This is a genomic window from Fulvimarina endophytica (genome assembly GCF_003403015.1).
GTDB classification, from domain to species: domain Bacteria; phylum Pseudomonadota; class Alphaproteobacteria; order Rhizobiales; family Rhizobiaceae; genus Fulvimarina; species Fulvimarina endophytica.
Window position 1 is genome coordinate 486,107 of the sequence record NZ_QURL01000001.1, and the last position, 20,016, is coordinate 506,122.

The 20,016-nt window shown below is 62.1% G+C and carries 23 protein-coding genes; 15 read left to right on the plus strand and 8 right to left on the minus strand.

The window, feature by feature from the left end; genetic code table 11:
- Positions 1-67 precede the first annotated feature (67 nt).
- The gene (locus DYI37_RS02115) at positions 68-1,213 is read right to left on the minus strand and encodes an Mrp/NBP35 family ATP-binding protein (RefSeq protein WP_116681519.1); all 1,146 of its coding nucleotides are present in this window, start codon (positions 1,211-1,213) and stop codon (positions 68-70) included.
- A 177-nt stretch (positions 1,214-1,390) separates the two neighbouring features.
- On the opposite strand from DYI37_RS02115, the gene DYI37_RS02120 reads away from it, so the two are divergent.
- Positions 1,391-2,137 carry a HugZ family pyridoxamine 5'-phosphate oxidase gene (locus DYI37_RS02120; protein ID WP_116681520.1) on the plus strand — a complete coding sequence of 249 codons (747 nt, stop codon included), beginning with the start codon at positions 1,391-1,393 and terminating at the stop codon, positions 2,135-2,137.
- A 124-nt stretch (positions 2,138-2,261) separates the two neighbouring features.
- Here DYI37_RS02120 and DYI37_RS02125 read toward each other — a convergent pair whose 3' ends face one another.
- The 5 genes from DYI37_RS02125 to DYI37_RS02145 all read right to left on the minus strand — a co-directional run bounded on the left by DYI37_RS02125 (position 2,262) and on the right by DYI37_RS02145 (position 5,644).
- Positions 2,262-2,546: a hypothetical protein gene (locus DYI37_RS02125; protein WP_116681521.1), complete on the minus strand. Its 285-nt coding sequence runs from the start codon at positions 2,544-2,546 to the stop codon at positions 2,262-2,264.
- A gap of 133 nt (positions 2,547-2,679) precedes the next feature.
- Positions 2,680-2,961: a YMGG-like glycine zipper-containing protein gene (locus DYI37_RS02130; RefSeq protein ID WP_116681522.1), complete on the minus strand. Its 282-nt coding sequence runs from the start codon at positions 2,959-2,961 to the stop codon at positions 2,680-2,682.
- A gap of 235 nt (positions 2,962-3,196) precedes the next feature.
- Positions 3,197-3,487 (minus strand): hypothetical protein, encoded by a 291-nt coding sequence (locus DYI37_RS02135; RefSeq protein WP_147307849.1) that lies wholly within the window; start codon positions 3,485-3,487, stop codon positions 3,197-3,199.
- 287 nt (positions 3,488-3,774) lie between these two features.
- Complete coding sequence (locus tag DYI37_RS02140; RefSeq protein ID WP_116681524.1) at positions 3,775-4,752, minus strand: sensor histidine kinase; 978 nt, start codon at positions 4,750-4,752, stop codon at positions 3,775-3,777.
- Positions 4,753-4,849: 97 nt separating this feature from the next.
- Entirely contained in the window at positions 4,850-5,644 is a 795-nt protein-coding gene (locus tag DYI37_RS02145) for a response regulator (protein WP_116681525.1), read from the minus strand.
- Here DYI37_RS02145 and DYI37_RS19730 point away from each other — a divergent pair.
- The 8 genes from DYI37_RS19730 (at position 5,643) to DYI37_RS02180 (ending at position 9,309) form a co-directional block, all read left to right on the plus strand.
- Positions 5,643-5,990, plus strand: a complete 348-nt coding sequence (locus tag DYI37_RS19730) for a hypothetical protein (protein ID WP_147307850.1) — start codon at positions 5,643-5,645, stop codon at positions 5,988-5,990. The genes DYI37_RS02145 and DYI37_RS19730 overlap by 2 nt on opposite strands.
- A gap of 20 nt (positions 5,991-6,010) precedes the next feature.
- A complete protein-coding gene (locus DYI37_RS02150) occupies positions 6,011-6,241 on the plus strand; it encodes a NepR family anti-sigma factor (RefSeq protein WP_147307851.1) in 231 nt (76 codons plus the stop codon).
- Positions 6,238-6,789: a sigma-70 family RNA polymerase sigma factor gene (locus DYI37_RS02155; RefSeq protein WP_116681527.1), complete on the plus strand. Its 552-nt coding sequence runs from the start codon at positions 6,238-6,240 to the stop codon at positions 6,787-6,789. The genes DYI37_RS02150 and DYI37_RS02155 overlap by 4 nt, the downstream gene beginning before the upstream one ends.
- Positions 6,790-7,038: 249 nt before the next feature.
- Positions 7,039-7,467, plus strand: coding sequence for an ElaB/YgaM/YqjD family protein (locus DYI37_RS02160; RefSeq protein ID WP_116681528.1), 429 nt, complete (start codon positions 7,039-7,041; stop codon positions 7,465-7,467).
- 93 nt (positions 7,468-7,560) lie between these two features.
- A complete protein-coding gene (locus tag DYI37_RS02165) occupies positions 7,561-7,908 on the plus strand; it encodes a hypothetical protein (RefSeq protein ID WP_116681529.1) in 348 nt (115 codons plus the stop codon).
- Positions 7,909-7,993: 85 nt separating this feature from the next.
- On the plus strand, positions 7,994-8,446 hold the full coding sequence (locus DYI37_RS02170; RefSeq protein ID WP_116681530.1) for a host attachment family protein: 453 nt from the start codon (positions 7,994-7,996) through the stop codon (positions 8,444-8,446).
- Positions 8,447-8,601: 155 nt separating this feature from the next.
- Positions 8,602-9,000 carry a hypothetical protein gene (locus DYI37_RS02175; protein ID WP_116681531.1) on the plus strand — a complete coding sequence of 133 codons (399 nt, stop codon included), beginning with the start codon at positions 8,602-8,604 and terminating at the stop codon, positions 8,998-9,000.
- Between the two features lie 36 nt (positions 9,001-9,036).
- The gene (locus DYI37_RS02180; RefSeq protein ID WP_116681532.1) at positions 9,037-9,309 is read left to right on the plus strand and encodes a Rho termination factor N-terminal domain-containing protein; all 273 of its coding nucleotides are present in this window, start codon (positions 9,037-9,039) and stop codon (positions 9,307-9,309) included.
- Between the two features lie 148 nt (positions 9,310-9,457).
- Here the strand turns inward: DYI37_RS02180 and DYI37_RS02185 are convergent, their stop codons facing one another.
- Positions 9,458-11,005: an NAD(P)H-hydrate dehydratase gene (locus tag DYI37_RS02185; RefSeq protein ID WP_199520057.1), complete on the minus strand. Its 1,548-nt coding sequence runs from the start codon at positions 11,003-11,005 to the stop codon at positions 9,458-9,460.
- A gap of 269 nt (positions 11,006-11,274) precedes the next feature.
- Between DYI37_RS02185 and DYI37_RS02190 the strand changes: the two genes are divergently transcribed.
- Both DYI37_RS02190 and glnA read left to right on the plus strand, forming a co-directional pair.
- Positions 11,275-11,613 (plus strand): P-II family nitrogen regulator, encoded by a 339-nt coding sequence (locus DYI37_RS02190; RefSeq protein WP_116681533.1) that lies wholly within the window; start codon positions 11,275-11,277, stop codon positions 11,611-11,613.
- A gap of 51 nt (positions 11,614-11,664) precedes the next feature.
- Complete coding sequence (gene glnA / locus DYI37_RS02195; RefSeq protein WP_116681534.1) at positions 11,665-13,074, plus strand: type I glutamate--ammonia ligase; 1,410 nt, start codon at positions 11,665-11,667, stop codon at positions 13,072-13,074.
- 486 nt (positions 13,075-13,560) lie between these two features.
- On the opposite strand, the gene DYI37_RS02200 is transcribed toward glnA, so the two are convergent.
- Positions 13,561-14,607, minus strand: a complete 1,047-nt coding sequence (locus DYI37_RS02200) for a glutamine synthetase beta-grasp domain-containing protein (RefSeq protein WP_116681535.1) — start codon at positions 14,605-14,607, stop codon at positions 13,561-13,563.
- A 366-nt stretch (positions 14,608-14,973) separates the two neighbouring features.
- Here DYI37_RS02200 and DYI37_RS02205 point away from each other — a divergent pair, with 366 nt between their 5' ends.
- From DYI37_RS02205 to DYI37_RS02220, 4 genes are all read left to right on the plus strand, one after another.
- Entirely contained in the window at positions 14,974-15,183 is a 210-nt protein-coding gene (locus tag DYI37_RS02205; protein ID WP_116681536.1) for a DUF2735 domain-containing protein, read from the plus strand.
- Between the two features lie 242 nt (positions 15,184-15,425).
- Entirely contained in the window at positions 15,426-17,450 is a 2,025-nt protein-coding gene (parE, locus tag DYI37_RS02210) for a DNA topoisomerase IV subunit B (RefSeq protein ID WP_116681537.1), read from the plus strand.
- An 86-nt stretch (positions 17,451-17,536) separates the two neighbouring features.
- Positions 17,537-18,160 (plus strand): hypothetical protein, encoded by a 624-nt coding sequence (locus DYI37_RS02215; protein ID WP_116681538.1) that lies wholly within the window; start codon positions 17,537-17,539, stop codon positions 18,158-18,160.
- Between the two features lie 298 nt (positions 18,161-18,458).
- Positions 18,459-19,991: a DEAD/DEAH box helicase gene (locus DYI37_RS02220; protein WP_116681539.1), complete on the plus strand. Its 1,533-nt coding sequence runs from the start codon at positions 18,459-18,461 to the stop codon at positions 19,989-19,991.
- Positions 19,992-20,016 lie beyond the last annotated feature (25 nt).

The window sequence follows — 20,016 nt, forward strand, 5'->3', positions numbered from 1 at the left end:
ACTGCGCCGCATGGCCTTTGGTGAGGGCGAGCCCGCTCTTCTGCACGCCCCCCGTTCGATAGCCGATCTATTCGAAGACGATAGAGGGCGCCTCGCTGGCATGCTTGCCGAGTTCGAGACCCGCAAGGGCTCTGGCCGCCATGTCCCGATAGATCGTCGCGTGGGGTCCGTCGGGCTCGGCCTGCACGATGGGAACGCCCTCGTCCGAGCGGACACGAATATGCATGTCGAGGGGAACGGCCCCGAGGAACGGCACGTCCTGTGCGGCCGCTTCAACTTCGGCGCCGCCATGCCCGAAGATGTCGTAGCGCGCCCCCGTATCCGGCGCGATGAAATAGCTCATGTTCTCGACGATGCCGAGAATGGGAACATCGGTCTTCCTGAACATGGAAATGCCGCGTCGCGCGTCGATGAGCGAAAGATCCTGCGGTGTCGAAACGATCACCGCACCAGCCAGCGGCACCTGCTGGGCCATAGTCAACTGGGCGTCTCCGGTCCCGGGCGGCATGTCCACGACGAGCATATCGAGATGGCCCCATTCGACCTCGCGCATCATCTGGTTCAGGGCCGAGACGACCATCGGCCCGCGCCAGACCATGGCGGTCTCTTCGGAGACGAGGAGCCCGATGGACATCGCCTTCAGCCCGTAGGCTTCGAGCGGCATCAGGAGACGACCACCTGCGGACTGTGGTTTCTTGTCCTTCAGATCGAGCAACCGCGGTATTGAGGGTCCGTAGATATCCGCGTCGAGAATGCCGACGCGCAGGCCGAGATCGCGAAGGCCGAGGGCGAAATTCACGGCCGTGGTCGACTTGCCGACCCCGCCCTTGCCCGAGGCGACGGCGACGATCCTCTCCACGTTCGGGATGCCGGGTTTCGTCGCTCGCCTTTCGGCTCCTGCCTGCGGCGTGGTCGGGGCGCGTGCTTCGACGGGAGCCGGGCGGGCCGCCGGCTCGCCCGCAGTCTTCTCCGCCGTCAGCGCGATCATCGCCTTGCCGACGCCATCGAGCTTTTCGATGTGGCGTTCCGCATCGCGGCGGAAGGGTTCGAACAGTTCGGCGTCCTTCGCAGGGACGGAGAGAGAGAAGAAGGCCTTTCCGTCGGCCACGAAGATGTCCGAAACGATGTTTCGCGACACGACGTCCCCCCCGCCATCGGGCGCCTTCATGGCTGCGAGAATGGATCTGATCGTCGTCTTCAGTTCGTCGGCCACGCGGCGGTCCTCGTCGTTCTTGAAACTCGTTTAGCGCAGATATGCCGTTCTCATCCGAACGCAAACAGTGTTCGCTTGGCTTTTCGCCGCAAATCGAGAACCATCGACAGCGCAGGCGCGCGGACAGGCCCGGCGCGATACCGACGAATGTTCGCGTCGAGAGGGAGTGGAGGAAACATGACGGACGAACAGGCCAATCTGCTTTTGCAGCCCGTCGACGAAGACACGCGCCACGCCGCCCGGGTGCTCATCAGGGGCGCGCGTTTCGGTGCGCTCGCCGTCCGCCGGCCTGAAGACGGCTTCCCGACGATCAGTCGATCCCTGTGCACGACCGATTTCCTCGGCCGGCCGTCCCTCCTCTTCTCGCACCTGGCCTCTCATTCGAAGGCGCTCGAAGCGGACGGACGATGCTCGCTCCTCGTCGGAGAGCCCGGTAAAGGCGATCCGCTCGCCCATCCGCGTCTATCCGTGAGCGGCCATGCGCGGATCGTGGACCGATCGAGCGAAGAGGGCGAGCGTCTGCGCACGCGGTTCCTTGCCCGGCACCCGAAGGCAGCACTTTACATCGACTTTCCGGATTTCCGCTTCGCGGTCATCGAGCCATCGGCCCTCTCCTTGAACGGAGGGTTCGGAAGAGCCAGCGAACTGAAAGCCTCCGACGTCGTGGACGATCCGGCGGAAGGCCTGGAAGATGCAGCCGGTCGGGCAATCGCTCACATGAACGAGGACCATGCGGATGCGATCGATCGCATCGCCCATGCCGCCGGCGCGAAGGAGACTGGCTGGCGGGTTGCGACGGCCGACCGAAAGGGCTGCGAAATCATCCGGTCCGATCGTCTGATGCGCATCGAGTTCCCAATTGATGCGGCAGGCGAAGGAGGTTATCGCGCGGCGTTCGTCAGCCTGCTTCCCAAAGCAGATTGAGATGTCAAAGGCAGAGCCCTGTGGGCGCACTTATATCCCCGCCACTGGCCGCCGTAGCCAGGCGTTTAGCGTTCGGAATTGCCTGCCAGAGAAAATTCCAACGGGTACGAACCCGGTTCGACGATCAGAGACCGAAGCCCTCTGGGCACGCGGCTTCCAGTCGGCGATTCGAGCCGGCTCTCTGCCAGATGCACTGGCCCGGCGTATTCGCCGACAGCCCGATCACGCGATCGCCCTCTCTCACCTCAGGCGCGGGGATTGTCCCTTCCTGGAACCGCTTTGCGCCGCCGGTCTCGAGACCGAACACGGCATCTGCGATCGATGTGCCGCCCCTGTCCGTGCACCCCGTAAGGCCAAGAGCGAAGACGAGAGCGAGTGAGGCATGAAGTGTCTGTTTCGATCTGGCCATTCGCTCGCTTCCCCTTTCGCCGCTACCAAGCAAAGGCTCCTGGCGGACGCAGTTTCTATCGCAGAAAATCCGGATACGAAAAAGCCGCCGGGATACCCGACGGCCCTTTCGAAGCGTCAAGATCGATGATCGATCAGTAACCCTGGGGGCACTGGTAGACGTTGCCGTCCGAGTAGCGGCAATAGCCCGGGCGCGACTGCGAGCGTCCGATCACGTTGCCGGCGACAGCGCCGCCGGCCGCGCCGACCGCCGCGCCGATCAGCGTGGATTCGGTGTTGCGTCCGATCGCCTGACCGGCAAGCGCGCCGACGGCGCCACCAGCCAGCGCGCCGCCGCCGGTGTAACGGTCTTCGGTGGTGCAGCCGGCAGCGGCGACGGTCAGCGTCAGGGCCGCGATGGCGAACATCTTCTTCATGGGAAATCCTCTCCAGATAGGTCCGTGGAAGCGAGAATAGCGCTCCGTCCGGTTTGCACAATAGTCGTGCGGCAGGCCGTCACCCACTTCGGCGAAGTTTCCACTCCGAAATTGGTCCGGCACGACGATCGCCGCATGCCAGGGCTCGGCTCACGCAAAAACGCCCCGCATCGAGCGAGGCGAATTTAAGCCATTGGGCAGATGAACGGTGGATGAACCGGGAGCGTTATCCGGTTCAGCGCGCGGCAACGAGCTGTTCGGCCGGTGCGATATTGATGTCCATCCGGCCGTCCCGCGTCACGGACCAAGTCAACTCCGCCGACTGTTCCAGCGACGCTTCGTCGATCGACTTGCACGACCCGTAGAGCTTGGGCATGCGGGTATCGGCAAGCCGAATCTGAAGTTCGAGATCGTTCCGGCATTCGGCCATGGTTTCATAGGCGGGAGCTGCAACCGGCACTTCTTGGCAAGTGGAAACATCGGAAGAACAGCCGACCAGCAACATGATAGCAGCAATGTGTTCCATTGAACCTCTCCATATTGCTGTATCAACTTCACATTCCAGGTTTTGTTCCCGTTTTTGGCCGCGATCGAATCAACCACCGGTCCGACCGACACTTTGTCAAGCTCCAATGGCCCATTGGTGATGATGCCCGGCGGCGGCGACGGGAGTGGAGGGGTTCAGTCAAGTCGGATCTTCGGTCTTCGGCCGACCGAACGGTGACGCTACCGGCTAGGATCAGATACCGGCCCAGATGAAACTGGAGAAGGCGGCTCCATGCCGATGCCGGATGCACCGGCGTCCCTGAGCACTCAGCCGTCGTTCTGCTCGCTGGTGAATTCGAACTGGGCGTCCGGAATGGTCAGGCGATAGAGTACGCCATCCGGTTCGTGGGAGAGGCTCGCAGATCCACCGACCGCATTCGGAACGATCCGCTCCAGTGTCGCGGTCCCGAAGCGCGGATCGCGGTTCTGTCGGACGCGGGGTCCGTTCCGTTCCTTCCAGACCAGTTCGAGATCCTGATGATCGTCGACGTTTTGGAAGGAGGTGGTGATCTCGACTTCGCCGCCAGGCACCGAGAGCGATCCGTAGGATGCCGCATTCACCGCGAGTTCGTGCAAAGCGAGACCGACATGCAGAGACGCCGTCGGCGAAAGATAGACCGATGCGACGTCCGCCCGGATCTGCTGGCTACCATCGGGAGCGTAACGTTCGACCTGCAGATTGATCAGTTCGTCCAGTTGTGCGCCGCGCCAGTTCGTGTCCGTCACGATGTCCTGCGAATAGGACAGGGACTGTATGCGGCCCCGAAAACGCACGAGGAATTCCGGCACCGTCAGCGAGTGACGGGCGGTCTGGCTTGCGAGGCTCTGGATGATCGCGAGAAGATTCTTCGAGCGGTGGGAAAGTTCGCGAAGGAGGGTCTTGAGCGTGTCCTCGCGCCGCTTGCGCTCCGTGATTTCGACGGATGTTCCGAGAAGGCCCGAGATCGCCCCGTTCTCGTCCCGGTCGACATCGAGCTGGATATCGTACCAGCGAATGGAGCGCGCGCTCTCGTGGAAGAACTCGTATCGGACGGGCGCGCCGCTCGAAAGCACTCTCTGCTTCATCTCGAGGGCATGCTGGAGGGAAGACGAGGACAACACGTCCTCGTCCCTCATTCCTTCGCGGACCTCGGATAGCCAGGTGCGTCCGGGATTGCAGACCCAGGAGTAGCGAAGATCGTGGTCAAGCCGGAATACGGACATGTTCGTATTCTCAACGGCTTTCATGACCTTTGCTGCCAGCATTAGACCACGCTCGAACCTTTGTATTCCTTCCCCGAATGCCGCATCAGCGGCACCGGTGGGCTGAATGGCCGTGTGGGGCAGAGCCCCCCACGGTATCTCAGGCGGCGACCTTCTGATCGCGCTCGAAGAACAATGCCTGGCTGATGAGAGCCTTGACCATGTCCGGGTTGAAGGGCTTGGTGACCAGGAAGGTAGGCTCCGGTCGCTCGCCCGTCAGGAGACGCTCGGGGAAGGCGGTGATGAAGATGACGGGCACCGAAACGTGAGACAGGATGTCGTTCACGGCGTCGATACCGGAGCTTCCATCGGCCAGCTGGATATCGGCTAGCACCATGCCCGGCTGCTGCTGCTCGAACAGCGTGATGGCCTCCTTGTGGGTGCGCGCGACACCCGTCACCGAATGCCCCAGCCCTTCGACCATCTGCTCGATGTCCATCGCGATCAGAGGCTCGTCCTCGATGATCATGATATTCGTCGAGACCTGACGGCCGATATCGGCACTGGCCTGGCTGATCAGCTGCGAGAATTCCGTCGCGTCCTTCGAGAGGATCATCGCGGCCTCGTCGGTCGTGAAGCCCTCGACCGCGACCAATAGGAAGGCCTGACGGGGAAGCGGCGAGATCGCCTTCAGATTGCGAGACGCATTCTCTTCCCAACCGCCGCTCTCGCTGTCGTCCTGCGTGTTGACGTCGAGCGACTGCCACAACGAGGAGAAGAGCTTGTAGAGCGAGATCCGCGGCGATTGATCGTCCGGGAAGATCTCGGGGTCTGCGATGAGTGCTTCCAGCACGGCAGCGACGTAGGCGTCACCGCTCGTCTGCGAACCGGTGAGCGCCCGAGAATAACGCCGAAGGTACGGAATGTGCGGCGCTATGCGGGATGACATCGACATGAAAACTCCCCTCGTGTCGATTTACGAACATACAAACAGCTGTTCCTCGGCACTGGGCCGACAACGCACCGTTCTGACCGAAGTTCCCTCCGCGGCGGAAGGGAGTCATAAGATCGTGCTAGGTTATGGCGTCGAGCTTCCCGATGTGAAGTGGCAGGCGCTCTCGGACGCGTTTCCCATGGCAGATTCAGTATGGGGAAATCAAATCCCCTTGAGCATTTCCCCGGCTCCCATATCTGGCCTAACACCTTTCAGAACGATCGGAAGCCTGATGAACCTGGACGTCTGCCGCCGGATTTTTAAGGTCGGGCGCTTCTCGAACTCGCTGATGAGACACACCACATGAAACCTATGTCGGGAGCGACCATGGAAGAAAGCGACGTCGAAAAGGACGTGCGAGAGGCGGGAGCCGCCGAGAAGAAGCAGGAGTCAGAGATGAGCTTTGCCTTGCCAAACGCCATCGGCGACCGCCTCAAAGCCTATTACGACGATGTCGCGAGCGCGCCGGTGCCCGATCGGTTCCTCTCCCTGCTGGAGCAACTGGACAGGGCCGAGGAAAAGAAGAAGCAGAAATCGGATGGAGAAGAAGTCGAATGACGGCAGAAACCGATTTCCGTCGGGAGCTCATTCAGGTCATTCCGAACCTCCGCGCATTTGCGGCGTCCCTTGCCGGCTCCTTCGACAGGGCTGACGATCTCGTTCAGGAAACGCTCGTGAAGGCGTGGGACAAGCAGCATACCTTCCAGCCCGGCACCAATCTGAAGGCCTGGCTCTTCACGATTCTGCGGAACGAGTTCTATACGCAGATGCGAAAGAAAGGGCGCGAGGTCCAGGACGTCGACGGCATTCACGCGATGCAGTTGGCGGGCCATCCCGAACAGCAGGGCCATCTCGACCTTCAGGATTTCCGGAAGGCCCTCGAAATGCTGCCCGACGATCAGAGGGAGGCCCTGATCCTCATCGGTGCCTCCGGCTTCTCCTACGAGGAGGCAGCCGAGATCTGCCACTGCGCCGTGGGAACGATCAAAAGCCGCGTGTCGCGTGCAAGAACGCGCATCGGCCAGATTCTGAAGATCGAAGGCGATGGCGAATACGGCCCGGATTCGATCGCGTCCCAGATCATCGGCGTCGCACCTGCGGCATAGTCCGGTTGTAATTATGCTACGATGACGGGGCAGGCGCGACGAGAGCGGTCGCGCCTGCCCCGTTTCATTTCTCGTGTCGCGTTCCCACGGACCAATCGGAGCGCAGGCTGCCCGCGCGCGCGATGGTCCACCTTCGTTGCCTCGAAACTTCGTGCCTGCGCGTGGGAACAATCTTGAGGATCGCCGGTTTCAGAACGAGGCAAAGCGCCGCACAATTTCGGTGTACAGCTTGTATCAGAAAGGCAATCCATGGCATCCGATAATCCTTCATCCTCGAACTTCGGCACCGGAAGCTCGGCAGGTTCCACGTCTTCCTCGACGACCGGCGGCACCACCAGCCCAGGTTCGTCCTTCTCGGGTTCTTCCGCAACGGGCTCGACCGCCAAGCGCGGCGATCGCGAAGAGCTCGAGGCGCAGATCGCCAAGCTTCGCGAAGACGTCTCGGGCGTTGCGGAATCGCTCCGCGCGATGGCGACCAATCGCTCGAACGACGCTCGCGGCCAGGCATCCGCGATGGCGAACGAATACAAGGCCAAGGGCGAGCGCTATCTCCAGCAGGCTCAGGAGGCTGCAGACGATCTGGAAGAACAGCTGAGCGATCGCGTTCGCGAGGAGCCGATCAAGAGCGTTCTGATCGCTGCCGCCATCGGCTACCTCTACGCTCGCATCTTCCACTAACGCCTGATGTGGACGCTCGTAGCGAAAATATTTCAGGGTGAGCTGGGGACATACATCGCGAGGATCAAACGCCTCGCGACCCTGTATGTGATCATGGCGATTTTCGCCATTCTTCTCCTCGCTTTCCTGATAACCGCACTCTTCGTCTACGTCGCAGCGCAGATCGGGGCTCTGAACGCCGCCCTGATCGCCTCGGGCCTCTGTCTCGGCATCATCATAATCCTGTGGATCACGACGATCATCGTGGGCAGGAATCCCGAGAAGCGCGCTCAGGACCGAATGTCCCGCGACATCGCTTCGATTGCCGGGACGGCCGCTCTGGCGAACGTTCCGAAGATGTTCGCGATGGCTCGCAAGCGGAAGGTCGCGGCACTCGCGACATCCGTGGTTGCCGTCGTCGGCTTCGGTCTATGGCGCGCTCTGCGGGGCGACGATCGATAAAGCCTGACTTGATGACCAGAGGAGGCGCACCTGCGGCGCCTCCTTTTTCGTTTCCTTCGAAGACATTTGCACAAGGCCGAACCCGATGAGCCAACCGAAAGTCGACTACGAAACCTGGATCCTGATCGCGGACGGCGAGAAAGCGCTCTTTCTCAAGAATCTCGGCGATGCGGAGCTTCCCAATTACGAAATCCAGAGGGTCGAAGAACAGGACAATCCCTCCGATCGCGAACAGAGCGCCAACCATCCCGGCCGCGCAGGCGATGGCGGCAAGTCGAACCCGCACCGCTCCGCCTTCGAGGACACGGACTGGCACGAACTGGCGAAGGAGCGCTTTGCGTCCGACCTTGCCGATATCCTCTACAAGATGGTCCAGAAGAACCGGTTCGAACGGATCGTGATCGTCGCATCCTCTTCGACGCTCGGCGAGTTGCGGGGTCAGCTCCACAAGACCGTCGAAGAACGCGTCATCGGCGAGGTGCCGAAGAACCTGACGAACCATCCGCTCGGGAAGATCGAGGATATCCTCACGAACTGAGGACAGCCCTCGACCGGGGCGGCGGAGTCTCGAGATACCCGAGCGAAAATTTCGCCCGCCGCCCTCCCCGCTCTTCCTCCACCGATCGCGTCGGCAACGAAGCCGCACCGAACGCGTTCTGCGAAGACATATCATCAAGCCTCGAAGGACACGCCATGTCAGATCACCCGACACGGACCGAAGCCAACATCCTTCCGGTCGATCAGGCCATCGGAGGCGATGCGGACAGTCCCGGCATCGCACAGCCGGTGACTCAGGCCGAGATCGACGATCTTCTCAACAACAGCACGCTCCCGATCGAGGAACGGATCCGCCGGCTCGAGGAAATCAGGGCACGTATCGGCGCGCGGGAAACCATCGATCGTGGCGACGACACCTCGATGGTGGAATCCCAGATCAACGAGGCGCTCGGACTTCTTGCGGACGGAGGCCATACCTATGCGACCGCCGAAGCCGTCGGACAGGATCCGGCAAGCCGGGCGGATGCGAGAAGCCCGGACGACGACCGCAGCCTCGGTGCGCCCGATGCGGCAGGAACGCGCGAGCCGCGCTGACATCGAGATTGGAATTCAGGGACGGAGACGAAGACTTTGGCAAATGAGAAGAATGACGACAATCCGTCCCTGAAGGCCCCGGAACTCTACGAAACGCTGCGGGAGAAGGGGTATTCGAAGAGCAAGTCCGCGGCGATCTCGAACGCACAGGCCAATCCGGACATGCATCCGTCCGAGGCCGGCGGCAAGGCACCTCCCTATGAGGAGTGGACGAAGGACGAGCTCTACGAAAGGGCTCAGGAACTGGACATCGCGGGCCGCTCGGACATGAATAAGGAAGAACTGATCGCGGCCTTGCGCAACAACTGACGACGCGCTCCACGAGAGACCGGACGCACTTCGTTGGAGTTCAGGCTTCTTCGCCTAGAGAAGCGGCCTCTACTTGAAGGCGCCGGTATCCCGACAGCCCCCGCTCGCCGCCTTCCGTCTGAACGGACGATTTCGCTAAATCCCCGTCTCACGTCGCCAGTCTTTCCAACTCGGTGAGAACCGTTGGAAGCTGCCCAGGAAGATCTTCCGCTATCAGGCCGGGGCCGAACAATTCGGCGGCTCTGCTATGCATCCACACGCTCATGCACGCAGCCTCGAAGGCCGGTGTCCTCTGCGCAAGTTGCGCGGCCAGAATTCCGGTCAGGACATCGCCCGTTCCGGCGGTTGCCAGCCACGGTGTTCCGGTGTCGTTGATCGCTGCTCGGCCGTCGGGTGATGCGATGACGGTGTCTGCACCCTTGAGGACCACGATGGCACCGGATCGTTCTGATGCGTGCTTCGTCTTTTCGAGCTTCGATAATGTCGTGTCCTCAGCGAGGTCCGGAAAAAGCCGAGCGAATTCGCCCATGTGAGGCGTCAGGACGAGACGCGGCCGCGGCTCACGGTCGCCGTTTCTCGATGCCGCGAACAAACGGTTGGGATCGTCGGCGAAGGATGTGAGCCCGTCGGCATCGAGAACGAGGAGGCGTCCTGCGCCGAGGACTAGTTCGGCGTATTGGCGAGCTGCTTTTCCGACGCCGAAGCCGGGGCCGAGGACGAAGGCGTTCAGTCGATCGTCCTTCAGATGCTCGAACAGATCCTCGGCGCCTTCGCACCGCTTCAACATGATCGCGGTGAGATGCGAGGCGTTGACGAGGAGTGCGCTCGGCGGAGAGAACATCGTGACGAGGCCCGCGCCGGCGCGCAGCGCAGCGCTTGCCGACAGCCTCGCCGCACCGGTCCTGGCGGCAGGGCCGGAAAAGACGACGGCATGGCCGCGGTCGTATTTATGCCCCGACGCCTGCGGCCTCCGCCGCACATCGTTCCACAGTGCCGGCCCATTCCGGAAGCAAGTCGGTCGAATGGTTTGCAGGACCGTGTCTTCGATCCCGATCTGCACGATGTCGAGAACACCGCAATGGGAACGGCCGGGATCGAGAAGATGGCCGGGCTTGCCGCGGAAGAAGGTCACCGTCCTGTCCGCCTTCACCGCCGTTCCGAGCACGGCACCCGTTCGGCCGCAGATCCCGGAAGGCAGATCGATCGCCAGGATCCTGGCCGAGGATTTATTCACCGCTTCGACGATCTCCGCGAGCTCGCCCTGGATGGGCCGTGAAAGCCCCGCACCGAACAGGCCGTCGATGAACAGCGTGACGCGCTGCGGCAGGTCGGACGTTATCGGCTCGCTTCTGCCGCGATAGAATCGGAACGCTTCGGCGACATCCCCGCCTGACGACAAGGGATCGCCGAGCTGGCGAACCACGACCGGCCAGCCGGCCCTTCGCAGAAACTCGGCAGCGACGAGGGCGTCGCCGCCGTTCTTGCCGGGGCCGGCAAGGCAGACGACGTCGCCGGACACCGCCGGCGCCAGCCCTTTCAGCATGGCGAGCGCGGCATCGGCGACGCCCCTGCCCGCCTCGATCATGAGACTGAAACCGGCGAACCCGCCTTCGATCGTTATCCTGTCGGCCTCGGCCATCTCGTCCGGCGTGAGAAGATCGAGTTCATGCGGATTGGTCGGTTGCTGCTCGTTCATTGAACAATCTGCCTATTCTCTCATCTCGCGCTTCGATTTTTGTCGCGCCGGGTCGATCCCGTCTGGCCTTTGTGGCTGGATGCAGCCTAATGTCGAAGCATGGTTGGTGCCTCGATCGGTCGACTCGTTCTCGTCTGGTCGTCGATCGGCCGCAGGCTATGTGCCCCGTTACGGGCGAAGGGGAGTACCGCTGGCATGCTTCCTGCATGAGGCAGGGCGCGGCGGGCCGGATGCCCGGACCGGAATGACTAACGTTTAAGGGATGTTCCATGAAGAAGGTCGAGGCGATCATCAAGCCGTTCAAGCTCGATGAGGTCAAGGAGGCGCTCCAGGAAGTCGGCCTGCAGGGCATCACGGTGACGGAAGCGAAGGGTTTTGGGCGCCAGAAGGGTCACACGGAACTCTATCGGGGTGCCGAATATGTCGTGGACTTTCTCCCCAAGGTGAAAGTCGAGCTCGTCCTTGCAGACGAAGTCGTCGCAACGGCCGTCGATGCGATCCGCAAGGCGGCGCAGACCGGCCGGATCGGCGACGGCAAGATCTTCGTCTCCAATGTCGAGGAAGCGATCCGCATTCGAACCGGTGAGTCCGGCACGGATGCCATCTAAGAGCGCTACAAGCGCCAACGCATAAGAAATCCATCAACTGGGAAAAACGAAATGACGGATGCCAACCAAATCCTGAAGCAGATCAAGGACAACGACGTCAAGTTCCTGGATCTTCGCTTCACCGACCCGAAGGGCAAGGTGCAGCACGTCACCATGGACGTATCCTGCGTCGACGAGGACCTGTTCTCCGAAGGATCGATGTTCGACGGTTCCTCGATCGCCGGCTGGAAGGCGATCAACGAGTCCGACATGGTCATGATGCCGGATCCCGAAACGGCCTACATGGATCCCTTCTTCGCCCAGTCGACGATGGCGATCGTCTGCGACATCCTCGATCCGGTGTCCGGCGAATCCTATAACCGCGATCCGCGCACGACTGCCAAGAAGGCGGAGGCCTATCTGTCCCAGTCGGGCATCGGCGACACCGCCTTCGTCGGACCGGAAGCGGAATTCTTCGTCTTCGACGACGTCCGCTACAAGACCGATCCGTACAATACCGGCTTCAAGCTGGACTGCACCGAACTGCCGTCCAACGACGACACCGAATACGAGACCGGCAATCTCGGGCACCGTCCCCGGGTCAAGGGCGGCTATTTCCCGGTTCCGCCGATCGACAGCGCCCAGGACATGCGTTCCGAAATGCTGACCGTGATGGCCGAGATGGGCCTCGAGGTCGAGAAGCACCATCACGAGGTCGCTGCCGCACAGCACGAACTCGGCATCAAGTTCGATACCCTCACCCGCAATGCCGACAAGCTGCAGATCTACAAATACGTGATCCATCAGGTCGCCAATGCCTATGGCAAGACGGCGACCTTCATGCCGAAGCCGATCTATGGCGACAACGGCACGGGCATGCATGTTCACCAGTCGATCTGGAAGGACGGCAAGCCGACCTTCGCGGGCGACGAGTATGCCGGCCTCTCCGAGAGCTGCCTGTTCTACATCGGCGGCATCATCAAGCATGCGCGCACGCTGAACGCCTTCACGAACCCGTCGACCAACTCCTACAAGCGTCTGGTCCCGGGTTACGAAGCACCGGTTCTGCTCGCCTATTCGGCCCGCAACCGCTCGGCATCCTGCCGTATCCCCTTCGGCCAGTCGCCGAAGGCCAAGCGCGTCGAGGTGCGTTTCCCGGATCCGACCGCGAACCCCTATCTCGCTTTCTCGGCCATGCTGATGGCCGGTCTCGACGGCATCAAGAACAAGATCCATCCGGGCTCGGCCATGGACAAGGATCTCTACGATCTGCCGCCGGAAGAGCTGAAGGAGATCCCGACGGTCTGCCGTTCGCTCCGCGAGGCGCTCGAGAATCTCGATCACGACCGGGACTTCCTGAAGGCCGGCGGCGTGTTCGACGACGATCAGATCGACGCCTATGTCGACCTGAAGATGGAAGAGGTCGAGCGCTACGAGATGACGCCGCATCCGGTCGAATTCGAGATGTACTACTCGGTCTGACCGGGTTCGGGCGAACGCCCGAGCGATTGGCAAATGACGAAGGGGCGTCCACGGGCGCCCCTTTTTCGTGTGCCCGCGTTGCGCTGCACTGCTGCGCCTCCTGGAAGCGCGGGATAACGAGATCACGTCTCGGCTGCGTCAGCCATGTCGCTGCCGATGAGAGCGCCATTCGGAGATCTTGCTGTAGAGCCGAAATCCGTTCGGCCGGTCGCGTTGCGGACGTCGGAGCCTTCAGCCGGCTTCTCGCCTTCCGATTCCGCACAAGTGCGCGTCGGCGACGGCATCGGCCTGAACAGCGGCCGGGCTTCCGGTTCTTCCGATGGATCAGCCGCTCGACGGATCCACGAAGCCGGGTCCGGAGACGGATTCGCGAATCGAATTTGTCGATTGGAAGACTAAGCCGGCGAGAACTCGCCTCCCGAAACGCAGGAAGCCGGACACCCCGATCGGGGTGCCCGGCTTTCCAATTCAAACGGGAGATGGGTCTCAGGCGGCGGCGGAAATTCCGCCTTCCTTGGACTCTTCGACCTCGGCGACAGTCTTCAGAATGCGCGAGGCGATCTGGTAGGGGTCGCCCTGGGAGTTGGGGCGACGATCTTCCAGATATCCCTTGTAGCCGTTGTTGACGAAGGAATGCGGCACGCGGATCGAAGCGCCGCGGTCGGCAACACCGTAGCTGAACTTGTTCCAGGGCGCGGTTTCGTGCTTGCCGGTGAGGCGAAGGTGGTTGTCGGGGCCATAGACCGCGATGTGCTCTTCGAGATTGCGCTCGAAGGCAGCCATCAGGCTCTCGAAATACTCCTTGCCGCCGTTCTCACGCATGAACTTCGTGGAGAAGTTGGCATGCATGCCGGAGCCGTTCCAGTCGGTGTCGCCGAGCGGCTTGCAGTGGTATTCGATGTCGATGCAGTACTTTTCCGTCAGGCGCTGCAGGAGGTAGCGGGCCATCCACATCTCGTCGGCAGCCTTCTTCGAGCCCTTGCCGAAGATCTGGAATTCCCACTGGCCCTTGGCGACCTCGGCATTGATGCCTTCGTGGTTGATCCCTGCCGCCAGGCACAGGTCGAGATGCTCTTCGACGATCGTACGCGCGATATCGCCGACGGCCGCGTAGCCGACGCCGGTGTAGTATTTGCCCTGCGGCTCGGGGTAGCCCTGCTCGGGGAAGCCGAGCGGGCGTCCGTTCTTGTAGAAGAAGTATTCCTGCTCGAAGCCGAACCAGCAGCCTTCATCGTCGACGATCGTCGCACGCTGGTTGGAGGGATGCGGCGTCGTGCCGTCGGGCATCATGACTTCGCACATCACGAGAACGCCGTTGGTACGGGCCGGGTCCGGATAGTGTGCAACCGGCTTCAGGACGCAATCGGAGCTGGAGCCTTCCGCCTGCATGGTCGAGGAGCCGTCGAAGCCCCAGAGCGGAAGCTGGTCGAGGGTCGGAAACGCATCGAAGCTCTTGACCTGGGTTTTGCCCCGCAGATTGGGAACCGGGGTGTACCCGTCGAGCCAGATATATTCGAGCTTGTATTTCGTCATCGATGATCTCCTGGGAGGTAGGTTCGGTTGGAAGTCGAGAGGCCATGCGATGGCCAGGCTCGAACATCCGCCTCGCACCCAACTCAGCAAGTTTCATGCCAGAAAAGTCCTGCCGTCGATTTCAGTGCCTTCCGCCCTATGCACCGATCCGAATTACGACCAACGTATGACGAAACTCATGATATTTCAGGGACTTGGGCTTCGCTGAATGCCATCTTCCAGCTCCATCCCGCTCCTTCCGAGATGCCCAGCGACCCCAGAAAATCGCAATTCCGGATGCTTTATTTCGAGGCATAATGCTTATATATTGGGCATGTCAGCGACCCAAAGGTTGCCTCAGAATTGAATGACGATGGAGTGTAGGCGATGACCATTAGCTCTCAATCGCGCCCGGCGGACATTCTCTCCTTCCCGGTCGGCGGGCGCTCGGGAATGCGCCGTCTGAGCTTCGCGAATGCGACCGGCGTGCTCGTCACCGATCGGTTTTCGCTCCGCCAGAGCCCGGTGGTCGACTGGGAAGCCAGCTACCATGCGGACGCGGTCGCCGACGAAGCCGACAGGGGACGGGGTCACTAACGATCCCGGATAGGCGCATCCCGGATAGGCGATCGCGCGGAAGCGGATGCATCGCGATGCGTCGTTCAGGTTAGGATCCGGCCGCAAGGTCCGGTCCAGCGCAGCCACGGGCGCGTGCTTGAAGAACAATACGTGAAAGTGTAGGTCTGCGGCATGATCTTCGTCAGCTCCAGACCGCCTTCGATCCGTTTCGCGCGACGCGCATGTGGGGGGCCTGGTGCGGCCAGCACCGGGACACATCCATGAGCGACGATCTCTTTTCCGGCAATACGGCCCGCAAGCCCGGCATCGCGACGCCGGCGCGCGCAAGGAAGCCGGAGCCCCAGCCATTCGTTCCCGGTGCCGACTATACGGCCGCTGATATCGAGGTTCTGGAAGGGCTCGAGCCCGTCCGTCGTCGGCCGGGCATGTATGTGGGCGGGACGGATGCGAAGGCCCTGCACCATCTCTTCGCCGAGGTCATCGACAATTCGATGGACGAAGCGACCGCGGGGCATGCCAATGTCATCGAAGTCGCGCTGGACGCCGAGGGATTCTGCACCGTCAGCGACAATGGTCGCGGAATTCCCATCGATCCGCATCCGCGCTTCAAGGACAAGTCGGCGCTCGAGGTCATTCTGACCACGCTCCATGCCGGCGGCAAGTTCGACTCGAAGGTCTACGAGACGTCCGGCGGCTTGCACGGCGTCGGCATATCCGTCGTCAACGCTCTTTCGGACCGGCTAGAAGTCGAGGTCGCACGAAACCGGAAGATCTATCGGCAGGTCTATGGTCGGGGCAAGGCGCTGACCGATCTCGACGAGGCCGGCGAGACTCAGAACAGACGCGGCACGCGGGTGCGGTTTCATCCCGATCCCGAGATCTTCGGAGACCACGCGAAATTCGATCCGTCGCGGCTCTACCGCATGGCCCGCTCGAAGGCCTACCTCTTCGGCGGCGTGGAAATACGCTGGCAGTGCGATCCGAAGCTCCTCCCGGCGGACAGCGAGATCCCCGCGAAGGACAGCTTTCATTTTCCGGGTGGGCTGAAGGATTATCTGGACGCCTCGATCGGCAAGGAACGGATCACCTCGCAGATCTTCTCCGGCCGCACCGAAAAGGTGTCCGGCCATGGCGCGGTGGAATGGGCGGTCGCCTGGACCGCGGACGACGGCTCGATCCGCTCCTATTGCAACACGATCCCGACGCCCGAGGGCGGAACGCACGAGAACGGCTTGCGCGCGGTCCTTCTGCGAGGGTTGAAGGCTTTCGCCGAACTCTCCGGCAACAAGCGGGCCTCCGTCATCACCGGCGACGACGTGATGTCGACCGCGTCGGGCATGTTGTCCGTCTTCATCCGCGAGCCGGAATTCGTCGGGCAGACGAAGGATCGTCTCGCGACGTCGGAAGCGCAGCGAATCGTCGAGCAGTCGATCCGCGACTCGTTCGATATCTGGCTGGCCTCCTCGCCCCAGGATGCGGCCCGGCTTATCGAGTGGGTTCTCGACCGCGCGGACGAACGCTTGCGCCGCCGGCAGGAGAAGGAAGTCAGCCGGAAGAGCGCGACGCGCAAGCTGCGCCTTCCCGGCAAGCTGGCGGACTGCTCGCTGTCCGGCGCCACCGGCGCCGAGATCTTCATCGTCGAGGGCGACTCGGCCGGAGGCTCGGCCAAGCAGGCGCGCGATCGCCGAACTCAGGCCATTCTTCCGCTTCGCGGCAAGATCCTCAACGTCGCCAGCGCAGGGCGCGAGAAGCTCGGCGCGAACCAGCAGCTTTCCGATCTGATCCAGGCGCTCGGCTGCGGCACCGGTTCGAAGTATCGCAGCAGCGATCTTCGCTACGAGCGCGTCATCATCATGACCGATGCGGACGTCGACGGAGCGCATATCGCCTCACTCCTGATCACCTTCTTCTATCGGGAGATGCCCGACGTGATCCGGGAGGGGCACCTGTTTCTCGCCGTGCCTCCCCTCTATAAGCTGACCCAGGGCGGCAAGACGGCCTATGCCCGGGACGACCGCCACCGCGAACGCCTCATCGAACGGGAGTTCAAGGGCAAGGGCAAGGTCGAGATATCGCGCTTCAAGGGCCTTGGCGAAATGCTGCCCGGGCAGTTGAAGGAAACCACGATGGACCCACGCAAGCGCACGCTCCTCCAGGTGGTGATGGACGAGACGCCGGAAGCGGGAACCTCGGGCGCGGTGGAAGCCTTGATGGGCAACAAGGCCGATCTCCGGTTCCGCTTCATCCAGGAGCGCTCGGCCTTCGTGGACGATCTCGACATTTGACGATCATGGCATCGACGGTCGCAGACCTTGTCGGCCTTCCTAGATCCCTGACCGAAACGAATGTCCGACGCTGTAAAAGGAAGCCAATGCGCAACGCCCGCACGACGACCCTTCTCGCCGCTCTTCTCATCCTGAGCCCCCTTCCCGGCCTCGCTCAGACGACCGAGCCTACCGGCAACGGTGCCGATGCCCCCGCCACGGGAGCACGGGCCACACAGGCGACGTCACCGGACGCGGGGACGAGCCCGCAACCCGGAACGAACCCGGGAGATCAGGCACCGGCGGAGGCGACGGCTCAGCCCCAGGCGGTGACCGGCACGACGGACGCGGTCGCAAACCTCGTCGGAACGCTCTCGCCCCTCATCGAGGATGTTCAGATCCTCGGGCCGTGGATCGAAGGCGAACGCAATGGCGTTTGGCGCGCCGTCATGGCTCGCTCGCCCGCCCAGCCGACGGTCTCACAGTTCTATCTTCAGCAGATCGCTCCTTCGGCAGACGGGGCCCAGATCGTTCGTTCCATCAATGTCGACGAAGTCGGCGCGCTCGGCGGGGCCGTCGTAGGATACTCGGCCGACGAGCCGACCGAGGGACAGGAAGGATCGCTCACGGTGTTCTTCGAGATCGTCCCGAGCGATGGGGAAATCTCGGAGACCTACCAGCTGAATGCGCAGCCCGATGGGTCCTACGAGTTCGGTATCGCAACCAATTGACCGGAACTGGGGTGCGCTTCGCATACTCGGCGCGCCCCGAACCGATGCATGAACAAGCCCAGCCGAAAAAAGACGATCGATGTGAGGCGCCCGGAAGGAGTGTCGAACGCAGCGGCAGAGACGCAAGAGACGTGTTCTGCAAAGCGTTCGGTCACCTTTCGAGAGGTTTTGAGTCTACAAAGACGCGGTTCGGCTTCTTATATTCGACCCAACGGTTGACTCGCCTCCGACCGCGCTCTATCGCGCCGGAGGTAACGTTCATGCCCATCTTTCAGCAAGCATCGAGAGTATTGTCGATTTGACCACCTTTTCCGAACTCGGCTTGAGCGCCAAGGTCTTGGCCGCCGTGGAAGCGACGGGTTACACGCAGCCGACGCCCATCCAGGCCGAGGCTATTCCCCATGCTCTGCAGCGGCGGGATGTTCTCGGCATCGCCCAGACCGGAACGGGAAAGACGGCGTCCTTCGTATTGCCGATGCTGACGATGCTGGAAAAGGGCCGCGCCCGGGCCCGCATGCCCCGCACCCTCATCATCGAGCCGACCCGCGAACTCGCGGCGCAGGTCGAAGAGAGCTTCAAGCGCTACGGACATGATCAGAGGATCAACGTCGCGCTCCTCATCGGCGGTATGTCGTTCGACGAGCAGGAAAAGAAGCTCGATCGCGGCTGCGACGTCCTGATCGCGACACCGGGTCGTCTTCTCGATCATTTCGAGCGCGGCAAGCTGTTGCTCACCGGCGTCGAAGTCCTCGTCATCGACGAGGCCGATCGCATGCTGGACATGGGCTTCATCCCGGATATCGAGCGCATCTGCAAGCTGCTCCCGTTCACGCGCCAGACCTTGTTCTTCTCCGCCACCATGCCGGCGGAAATCACGAAGCTGACCGAGCAGTTCCTGCAGAACCCCGTCCGCGTGGAAGTCGCGAAGCCCGCTTCGGCGGCGCTGACGGTCGAGCAGCGGCTGGTCGCCTCCGGCTCGAAGGACTACGACAAGCGCTCACGTCTGCGCGAGCTTCTGCGCGCCAACCCGGACGTCGCCAACGCGATCATCTTCTGCAACCGAAAGCGCGACGTCGCCACATTGTTCAGGAGTTTGGAGAAGCACGGCTTCTCGGCAGGCGCGCTCCATGGTGATATGGATCAGCGCGCGCGCATGACGATGCTGCACAATTTCCGCGAGGACAAGCTGCAGCTTCTCGTCGCCTCGGATGTCGCGGCGCGCGGCCTCGATATTCCGGCGGTCAGTCACGTGTTCAACTTCGATGTTCCGATCCATGCGGAGGATTACGTCCATCGTATCGGCCGCACAGGTCGCGCGGGTCGTTCTGGCAAGGCGTTCACTCTCGTCACGAAACAGGACTCCAAGCACCTCGATGCGATCACCAAGCTGATCGGCACGGAGATCGAGTGGCTCGATGGCGATCTGTCGACTGTCGTCACCAGCGAAAGCGAGGGTGACGGTGAAGAGCGTCGCGGTCGCAGGTCGCGTGGAGAGGGTGAGAAGAACGGCCGCAACCGGCGTAGCGGCCGGTCGCGCAAGTCCTCGAACGAGGACGAGAAAGCCGAAACTCCGATCGCAGCCGCGACGGAAGAGATCCAGGAAGACGAGGTCGAGACCATTTTGGAGCCAGTGACAAGCTTCGAGTCCGAGAACAGCCAGGCATCGAACGTTCGTTCGAGCAACGGGTCACGTTCCTCGCGCAACACGTCCGGTCGCGGCGGTCGCGGTTCGCAAAATGCTCGCGGCCGCACCAGCGGTCGTGACGAGCATACGCCGGTCGGCTTCGGAGACGATATTCCGGCCTTCATGCTGATCGCGACGAACGCCTGAGTGCTTTTTAGCGAACTCAGACCTA

Bases quoted from the DNA above. Each gene is read 5' to 3' on its own strand.
- DYI37_RS02120 (WP_116681520.1), top strand. From the start codon at position 1,391: ATGACGGACGAACAGGCCAATCTGCTTTTGCAGCCCGTCGACGAAGAC.
- DYI37_RS02125 (WP_116681521.1), bottom strand. From the start codon at position 2,546: ATGGCCAGATCGAAACAGACACTTCATGCCTCACTCGCTCTCGTCTTC.
- DYI37_RS02130 (WP_116681522.1), bottom strand. From the start codon at position 2,961: ATGAAGAAGATGTTCGCCATCGCGGCCCTGACGCTGACCGTCGCCGCT.
- DYI37_RS02135 (WP_147307849.1), bottom strand. From the start codon at position 3,487: ATGGAACACATTGCTGCTATCATGTTGCTGGTCGGCTGTTCTTCCGAT.
- DYI37_RS02140 (WP_116681524.1), bottom strand. From the start codon at position 4,752: ATGCTGGCAGCAAAGGTCATGAAAGCCGTTGAGAATACGAACATGTCC.
- DYI37_RS19730 (WP_147307850.1), top strand. From the start codon at position 5,643: ATGAAAACTCCCCTCGTGTCGATTTACGAACATACAAACAGCTGTTCC.
- DYI37_RS02145 (WP_116681525.1), bottom strand. From the start codon at position 5,644: ATGTCGATGTCATCCCGCATAGCGCCGCACATTCCGTACCTTCGGCGT.
- DYI37_RS02150 (WP_147307851.1), top strand. From the start codon at position 6,011: ATGGAAGAAAGCGACGTCGAAAAGGACGTGCGAGAGGCGGGAGCCGCC.
- DYI37_RS02155 (WP_116681527.1), top strand. From the start codon at position 6,238: ATGACGGCAGAAACCGATTTCCGTCGGGAGCTCATTCAGGTCATTCCG.
- DYI37_RS02160 (WP_116681528.1), top strand. From the start codon at position 7,039: ATGGCATCCGATAATCCTTCATCCTCGAACTTCGGCACCGGAAGCTCG.
- DYI37_RS02165 (WP_116681529.1), top strand. From the start codon at position 7,561: ATGGCGATTTTCGCCATTCTTCTCCTCGCTTTCCTGATAACCGCACTC.
- DYI37_RS02170 (WP_116681530.1), top strand. From the start codon at position 7,994: ATGAGCCAACCGAAAGTCGACTACGAAACCTGGATCCTGATCGCGGAC.
- DYI37_RS02175 (WP_116681531.1), top strand. From the start codon at position 8,602: ATGTCAGATCACCCGACACGGACCGAAGCCAACATCCTTCCGGTCGAT.
- DYI37_RS02185 (WP_199520057.1), bottom strand. From the start codon at position 11,005: ATGAACGAGCAGCAACCGACCAATCCGCATGAACTCGATCTTCTCACG.
- DYI37_RS02190 (WP_116681533.1), top strand. From the start codon at position 11,275: ATGAAGAAGGTCGAGGCGATCATCAAGCCGTTCAAGCTCGATGAGGTC.
- glnA (WP_116681534.1), top strand. From the start codon at position 11,665: ATGACGGATGCCAACCAAATCCTGAAGCAGATCAAGGACAACGACGTC.
- DYI37_RS02200 (WP_116681535.1), bottom strand. From the start codon at position 14,607: ATGACGAAATACAAGCTCGAATATATCTGGCTCGACGGGTACACCCCG.
- DYI37_RS02205 (WP_116681536.1), top strand. From the start codon at position 14,974: ATGACCATTAGCTCTCAATCGCGCCCGGCGGACATTCTCTCCTTCCCG.
- parE (WP_116681537.1), top strand. From the start codon at position 15,426: ATGAGCGACGATCTCTTTTCCGGCAATACGGCCCGCAAGCCCGGCATC.
- DYI37_RS02215 (WP_116681538.1), top strand. From the start codon at position 17,537: ATGCGCAACGCCCGCACGACGACCCTTCTCGCCGCTCTTCTCATCCTG.